The organism is uncultured Rothia sp. (assembly GCF_937976295.1).
Classification (GTDB): Bacteria; Actinomycetota; Actinomycetes; order Actinomycetales; family Micrococcaceae; genus Rothia.
The window spans coordinates 1-6,615 of record NZ_CALJRY010000024.1 but is presented as its reverse complement, the minus strand read 5'-3'; the positions used below and the strand labels follow the sequence as shown (position 1 = coordinate 6,615).

General features: G+C 61.8%; 7 protein-coding genes. All 7 read left to right on the top strand.

Translation table 11 applies throughout. The features are described from left to right. Positions 1-390: tyrosine-type recombinase/integrase (locus Q0216_RS00645; protein WP_298592070.1), on the top strand; the 390-nt coding region annotated here is incomplete at its 5' end. Positions 391-484: 94 nt separating this feature from the next. Next, entirely contained in the window at positions 485-1,345 is an 861-nt protein-coding gene (locus Q0216_RS00640) for a ParA family protein (RefSeq protein WP_005506637.1), read from the top strand. 207 nt (positions 1,346-1,552) lie between these two features. Further along, positions 1,553-2,551: a ScpA family protein gene (locus Q0216_RS00635; protein ID WP_298592066.1), complete on the top strand. Its 999-nt coding sequence runs from the start codon at positions 1,553-1,555 to the stop codon at positions 2,549-2,551. Continuing rightward, a complete protein-coding gene (scpB, locus tag Q0216_RS00630) occupies positions 2,544-3,557 on the top strand; it encodes an SMC-Scp complex subunit ScpB (protein WP_298592063.1) in 1,014 nt (337 codons plus the stop codon). The genes Q0216_RS00635 and scpB overlap by 8 nt, the downstream gene beginning before the upstream one ends. A gap of 170 nt (positions 3,558-3,727) precedes the next feature. Continuing rightward, positions 3,728-4,888 (top strand): pseudouridine synthase, encoded by a 1,161-nt coding sequence (locus tag Q0216_RS00625; protein WP_298592061.1) that lies wholly within the window; start codon positions 3,728-3,730, stop codon positions 4,886-4,888. Between the two features lie 18 nt (positions 4,889-4,906). Continuing rightward, positions 4,907-6,076 (top strand): prephenate dehydrogenase, encoded by a 1,170-nt coding sequence (locus Q0216_RS00620; RefSeq protein ID WP_298592059.1) that lies wholly within the window; start codon positions 4,907-4,909, stop codon positions 6,074-6,076. Positions 6,077-6,130: 54 nt separating this feature from the next. After that, positions 6,131-6,615: (d)CMP kinase (gene cmk, locus Q0216_RS00615; RefSeq protein ID WP_298592057.1), on the top strand; the 485-nt coding region annotated here is incomplete at its 3' end.

Here is a 6,615-nt window from a genome sequence, read left to right as displayed (position 1 = left end):
AACAAAGAACGACTCGTACCCATCGGAAGCTACGCCCAAAAAGCAATCCAAGACTACCTGGTGCGTGCCCGCCCCTCCCTCGTAGCGCACGGTAAAGGCACCGCCGCGCTCTTCGTCAACGGGCGAGGCGGCAGGCTCGGACGCCAAGGTGCCTGGCTCATCCTCAAAGAAGCCGCCGAAGCCGCTGGGCTCAGCTCCGACTTCTCACCGCACTCCATGCGCCACAGCTTCGCAACGCACCTGCTGCAGGGCGGCGCCGATATTCGTGTGGTGCAAGAACTGCTCGGGCACGCCTCCATCGCCACCACGCAGGTGTACACCAAGGTCACGCCCGAGGGGCTCATGGAGGTGTACCGCATGGCGCATCCGCGTGCCCACGAACGGGGATAAAACCCCGTCAAACCGCGGAACAGCCGCTCTTGAGGTAACCTTATAGACAACGCTTAAACTTTAAAACTTCGAATTCATTGATGAAGGTGAACCATTGACTGAAGCTCAGGCTCAAGAACTCGGCCCCACCGGTCGACCCCTGCGCGTATACCCCGACCCGGCTCCGCTGAGCAGCCACGGTCCCGCCCGCATTATCTCTATGGTGAATCAGAAGGGCGGCGTGGGTAAGACCACCTCCACCATTAACCTGGGCGCGGCACTGGCAGAATGTGGCCGTAAGGTGCTGCTGGTCGACTTCGACCCGCAGGGTGCTCTCTCCGCCGGTTTCGGTGCGAACCCGCACGAACTGGACCTGACCGTCTACAACGTCATGATGGACCGCAAGGTCGACATCAAGGACGTCATCCTGCCCACCGGCGTGGAGAACATCGACCTGCTGCCCGCCAACATTGACCTCTCCGCGGCTGAAGTTCAGCTGGTCAACGAAGTGGCTCGCGAGCAGGTTCTCGCCTCGGCACTGCGCAAGGTCCGCGACGAATACGACGTCATCCTCATCGACTGCCAGCCCTCCCTGGGCCTGCTGACCGTCAACGCACTGACCGCCTCCGAAGGCGTCATCATTCCGCTGATTTGTGAGTTCTTCGCGTTGCGCGCTGTCGCGTTGCTGGTCGACTCCATCGAGAAGGTTCAGGATCGTTTGAACCCCGACCTCGAAATCTCCGGCGTACTTGCCACCATGTTCGATGCCCGCACCATCCACTCCAAGGAAGTTTTGGCACGCATCGTGGACGCATTCGGCGACAAGGTCTTCGACACCGTCATCAAGCGCACCGTGAAGTTCCCGGACGCATCGGTGTCCGCTGAGCCGATTCTCAGCTACGCCTCCAGCCACCCCGGTGCGGAAGCATACCGCCAGGTGGCACGCGAACTGATCTACAAGGGCGGCGCACGCTAAAGCTCCCCATACCTATACGCCCTCTGCTGAGGTGACTCTCACCCTTGAGTCACGCCGGCAGAGGGCGTATAATTGTGTGGATTCTAAAGGCCCCGCGCACTGCTTACGCCGAAAGAATAGGCGAAGTAGAAGCCACATCTGAGACGGCGCCAACAAAGCCGGACCAGCAAAGCCGGGGAGAATAAACCTAAGGAGAATAGGTCTTCTATGACCACGAACGTCGCTGCCGTGAGGGTACCGACACCGAACGCAGACACCGCCGCAAACGCCCGGACTGAGGGCCGCGGCCTGCAGAACCCGGAACGCGGTTTCACCCTCACCCTCAGTAATTTTGAGGGCCCCTTTGATCTTCTACTGACCCTGATTTCGCGCCGCAAACTCGACATTACCGAGGTGGCGCTCGCAGAGGTCACCGACGAGTTCCTCGCATACCTGCACGCCCTCTACGCTGAAGGCACCGAACGTGCACTCGACGAAGCCAGCGAATTTCTGGTCACCGCCGCAACCCTGCTGGAACTCAAGACCGCGCGCCTGCTCCCGCAGCATCGTGAACCCCTCGAAGAGGATGTTGCACTGCTGGAGGCGCGCGACCTGCTCTTTGCCCGTCTGCTGCAGTACCGCGCCTACCGCGAAGTCGCCGATATTTTTGCTGAACGCTGGGCACAAGAAGCGCAGCGTTTTCCCCGTGCGGTAGCCCTCGAAGAACGATTCGCCCAGGCGCTACCCGAGCTGGTCTTTACCGGAGGCGCCGAAGAGTTCGCCCGCATCGCCGCAGTAGCGCTGAGCCGAACCCCCAAAGAGCCAGAACCGGAACCCGAAGAAATCGTTGAAGAGCTCAACGAGCACCTGCACGTTCCGCTCACCACCATCGCGGCTGAAGAACACTACATTCTGCACAGCCTGCTCGATACGGCGGCGCGGGAACTGAGCTTCGCCGAACTGGTTCAAGGATCCGGCGAACTAGAAATCGCGGTGGTTCGTTTTCTTGCCCTGCTCGAGCTCTATAAAGAAGGCGCCCTGCACGTGGAACAGGACGCGCCGCTCGGAGCCATTCAGGTCCGTGCGAGCGCGAGCGCTGCACAGTTCGTGATTCGCGAAGAAACAGACGCTCAGGACGCGCATGAAATCGGTGAAGCGCCTGAATCACTCGAATCACCCGAATCATCCGAAGTGAACGAGGAACCGGTAGAGGAGGATTATGAGTAATCACGGCTCACGCTTTGACCGTGAATTCACCCCTGACGACCTTGCCATCGTGAACATGGGCTACTGGGATCCGAACGCGGATGAGGATTCGGAACCGGCTGCCTCGGCGCCGGTAGAGACGGTAGAGGTAACAGAGGCTGAGATTTCAAAGCCTGCTGAGGCGGAAGCCGAGCCAGCTGAACGTGAGGTGTCCGCAGCGCCTCTGGATGAGGTGACCGAAGAAGTTGGGGTTACCGAAGAAGTTGGGGAGGCTGAAACCGCTGAAACGGTAGAGGACTCCGACAGCTCTGAGGAATCGCAGAAATTGGCAACGAAATCGGCAACGAAACCGGCGAAGATTCCGGCGGGAGGCCCCTCCACCGCACCCAGCGTGGCGGTCGATGCTGAAGCCGAATTCTCCAAGGTCGAGGCAATCCCCGGCGGCGTCAAAAGCGCTATCGAAGCGATCCTCGCCGTTGCCGAAGCACCCGTGAGCGTCAAAGAACTCTCCGCCGCGCTCATCGTCAACGAACGAGCTGTTGAGCACGCGCTCGACCAGCTGTACCGCGAGTACAACGGCGAAGAAAGCGGCTACGGAGACGACGAAAACCGGGTGGCACCCGAACCGCGCGGATTCCAGCTGCGGAACATCGCAGGAGGCTGGAAGCTCTACGCCCGCGACGACTTCGCCCCCTGGGTGGCACGCTTCGTGACCCGCTCCAAGAGCGCGACCCTCAGCAAGCCCGCCTACGAGACGCTCGCCGTGATTGCCTACCAGCAGCCGGTGACCAGGGCGAGGGTAGCCTCCATCCGTGGCGTGAACGCGGACGCGGCAATCCGTCAGCTACTCCAACGGCAGCTGATTCGTGAGGCCGGTCGTGAAGCCGGAAGCGGCGCGACCCTCTACGAAACCACGGAGCTGCTGCTGGCGAAGCTCGGGTTGAACTCCCTGGAGGAGCTGCCGGCGCTCGCGCCCTTCCTGCCCGATGACACGGAGGCGGCGGTCCTCGCCGAAGGTAACGACTAGCCCGCCAGCTACAGCCGTTACGGCAATAACGAAACGTTCAACGGTTCTGCTGAAAACCTGCGGCAGAACCACCCGGATAACTGCCCCCGACGCTGACACAAACACCGCACATTCGGTGCCGGGGCACAAAGACTAACAAGAACTACAACGACAGAAAAGAGAAGAACACCATGGCATATGGAAACTCCTCCCGCGGCGGCCGCTCTGCATCCGGTCGCCCCCAGAACTCCCGCGGTGGCCGTCCCGGCGCCGGTCGTCCCGGTCAGGGCGGTAAGCCTGGCGCTAAGGGCGCATCCGCACGCGGCGGTCGCCCCGGCGCACCGAAGAGCGGCGCAGGCAAGGGCGGCGCAAAGGGCTTCGGCGCAAAGGGCTTCGGCGAGAAGAAGTTTGGCGAGAAGAAGTTCGGTGCAGGCCGCGCAGGTTCCGGTCGAGGCCGCGGCACCGAACTGCCCAAGCGCGAACGCCGCGCACCGGGCCGCCCCTACCGCTCCGGCGAAGCCTTCGCAAACGAGCGCGGCGAATACCGCGTCAGCAACTACGCTGGCCCGCACCGCCCCCGCCGCCCCCGCAACGCCCCGGTAGACCACTACGAGTTCTACGATCACGACGGCGTGCGCCTGCAGAAGCTGCTGGCTCAGGCCGGTGTGGCATCCCGCCGCGTCTGCGAAGAAATGATTACCGAAGGTCGCGTCACCGTCAACGGTGAAGTCGTGACCGAGCTGGGTGTGCGCGTGGACCCCTCCAAGGTGACCGTGCAGGTGGACGGCATGACCGTTCAGACCAACGACAAGCTCGTCTACATGGCATTCAACAAGCCCGCCGGCGTGGTCTCCACCATGGAAGACCCCGAAGGCCGCCCCTGCATCTCTGACTTCCTGCGTTCCTCCATGAGCGAGCGCGTGTTCCACGTGGGCCGCCTGGACGTCGAAACCGAGGGTCTGCTGCTGCTGACCAACGACGGCGAACTGGCGAACCGCCTCACCCACCCCTCCTACGAGGTGCCCAAGACCTACCTGGTGCAGGTTCCCGGCCCGATGGAGCCCGGCATCGGCGCAGCCATGAAGAAGGGTATTCGCCTGGAAGACGGCGTGACCCGCGTGGACGAGTTCAAGCTGGTGGACTCCACCCCCGGTCACGTGCTTGTTGAGGTGACCATCCACTCCGGTAAGAACCGCATTGTGCGCCGCCTCTTCGACGCTGTCGGCTACCCGGTTGAGCGCCTGGTGCGCGTCGAGATGGGCCCGATCCGTATTGGTTCGCAGAAGCAGGGCACCGTCCGTAACCTCTCCAAGGTCGAGATCGGTCACCTGCTCGCTTCGGTGGACATGTAATAACGCTAAGGAGTTGTCATGAGCTCGCCCGCTGAGCTTTCCGCATCTGAGCTGCCCATGGACTCAACGCTGACCGGGCCGGTACTCATTATCGGTTCGGGTCTGCTGGGTGCCTCCATCGGTTTGGGGTTGCGTGCGGCAGGATGCGAGGACGTGTACGTCCAAGATATTTCACCCACCGCCGAGGCTGTGGCGCAGGATATCGGTGCCGGCATAAGCTTCTCCACCCTGTCGGAGCAGGAGCGCGCCGCCTTCGCCCCGCAGCTGGTGGTGGTGGCTGCGCCTCCGGATAGTGCCGGTGCCGTGTGCGTTCGCGCGTTGAACACCTATGCGCCTCGACCGGAGGCGGGCTACCCCGGCGCCGTGGTGACGGATGTTGCCTCGGTGAAGGTTCAGCCGCTGGCTGATGTGCTTGCCTCGGGTGCGGATGCGTCCCGTTACGTGGGTTCGCATCCGATGGCTGGGCGTGAGAAGTCGGGCCCGGTGGCTGCTCGCGGTGAGCTGTTCCAGGCGCGTCCGTGGATTATCTGCGAGCACGATTCGGTTCGTCCCGAGTGTGTGCGTCTGGTGCGTTCTGTGGCGGTGGAGCTGGGCGCGATTGTGACTTCTTTGAGCGTTGAGGAGCATGATCAGACGGTTGCGCTGATCTCTCATGTGCCGCAGGCGATGAGCTCGCTTCTGGCTTCGCGTCTGCAGGACACTCCGCTGTATGCGCTGTCCCTGGCGGGTCAGGGTTTGCGCGATACGGTGCGTATTGCGGCTTCGGACCCGACGCTGTGGGTGCAGATTTTTGCGGCGAACGCAGACCCGATTGTGAAGACCCTCTACGGTGTGCGTGATGACCTGAACCGCCTCATCGCGACGTTGGAGAACCCGACGGCATCTGGTGCTCGCCTGGATTTGGCGCAGCTGATGAGCGAAGGCAACGCGGGCGTTAGCCGCATTCCGGGTAAGCACGGTACGGCACCCGCCGCGTTCGCAAAGATGACGGTGCTGGTGGACGACACCCCCGGCACGCTGGCTCGTTTGCTTGCCGAGATTGGTGAGCTGGGCGCGAACCTTGAGGATTTGCGTCTGGAGCACTCGACGGGTGCCCCGGTGGGTATGGCTGAAATCTCGGTCAATCCGTCTATTCATGAGGCGCTGGTCCGCGATTTGTCGGCTCGCGGTTGGCGTGTTGTGAAGTAGAGTTAAAGCTGTATTTTCCGGCATAAAGTTTGAGACGAATTTTAAGGAGTGCTGATGCACGAGAACCCTAAACTGACGATTGCTATTGACGGTCCCTCCGGTTCCGGTAAGTCGTCTGTGTCTAAGGAAGTTGCACGCCACTTTGGTCTGGCGTACCTGGACACCGGTGCAATGTACCGTGCCGCAACCTACCGCGTGCTGGAACTTGGCATTGACCTGAACGACGCTGAGGCGATCGCGAAGGCCGTCGAGGAGATGCCCCTGGTGTTCGGTACGAACATTAAGGAAGAAGAGATTCTGATGGGTTCGACCGATATCCGTGAGGAGATTCGTAGCGAGCGCATTTCTTCGGCTGTTTCTGCTGTGGCTTCGGTTCCGGCGGTTCGTGAGCACCTGATTGGCCTGCAGCGTTGGATGATTGACCACGCTATTAACGGCATGGTCGCTGAGGGTCGCGACATCACCACCGTGGTCGCTCCTGACGCTGATGCGCGCATCCTGCTGACTGCTTCTGAAGAGGTGCGCATGGCGCGCCGCGG

Coding starts and splice junctions, on each gene's coding strand:
- Q0216_RS00620 (WP_298592059.1), top strand. CDS start 4,907: ATGAGCTCGCCCGCTGAGCTTTCCGCATCTGAGCTGCCCATGGACTCA.
- Q0216_RS00635 (WP_298592066.1), top strand. CDS start 1,553: ATGACCACGAACGTCGCTGCCGTGAGGGTACCGACACCGAACGCAGAC.
- scpB (WP_298592063.1), top strand. CDS start 2,544: ATGAGTAATCACGGCTCACGCTTTGACCGTGAATTCACCCCTGACGAC.
- Q0216_RS00625 (WP_298592061.1), top strand. CDS start 3,728: ATGGCATATGGAAACTCCTCCCGCGGCGGCCGCTCTGCATCCGGTCGC.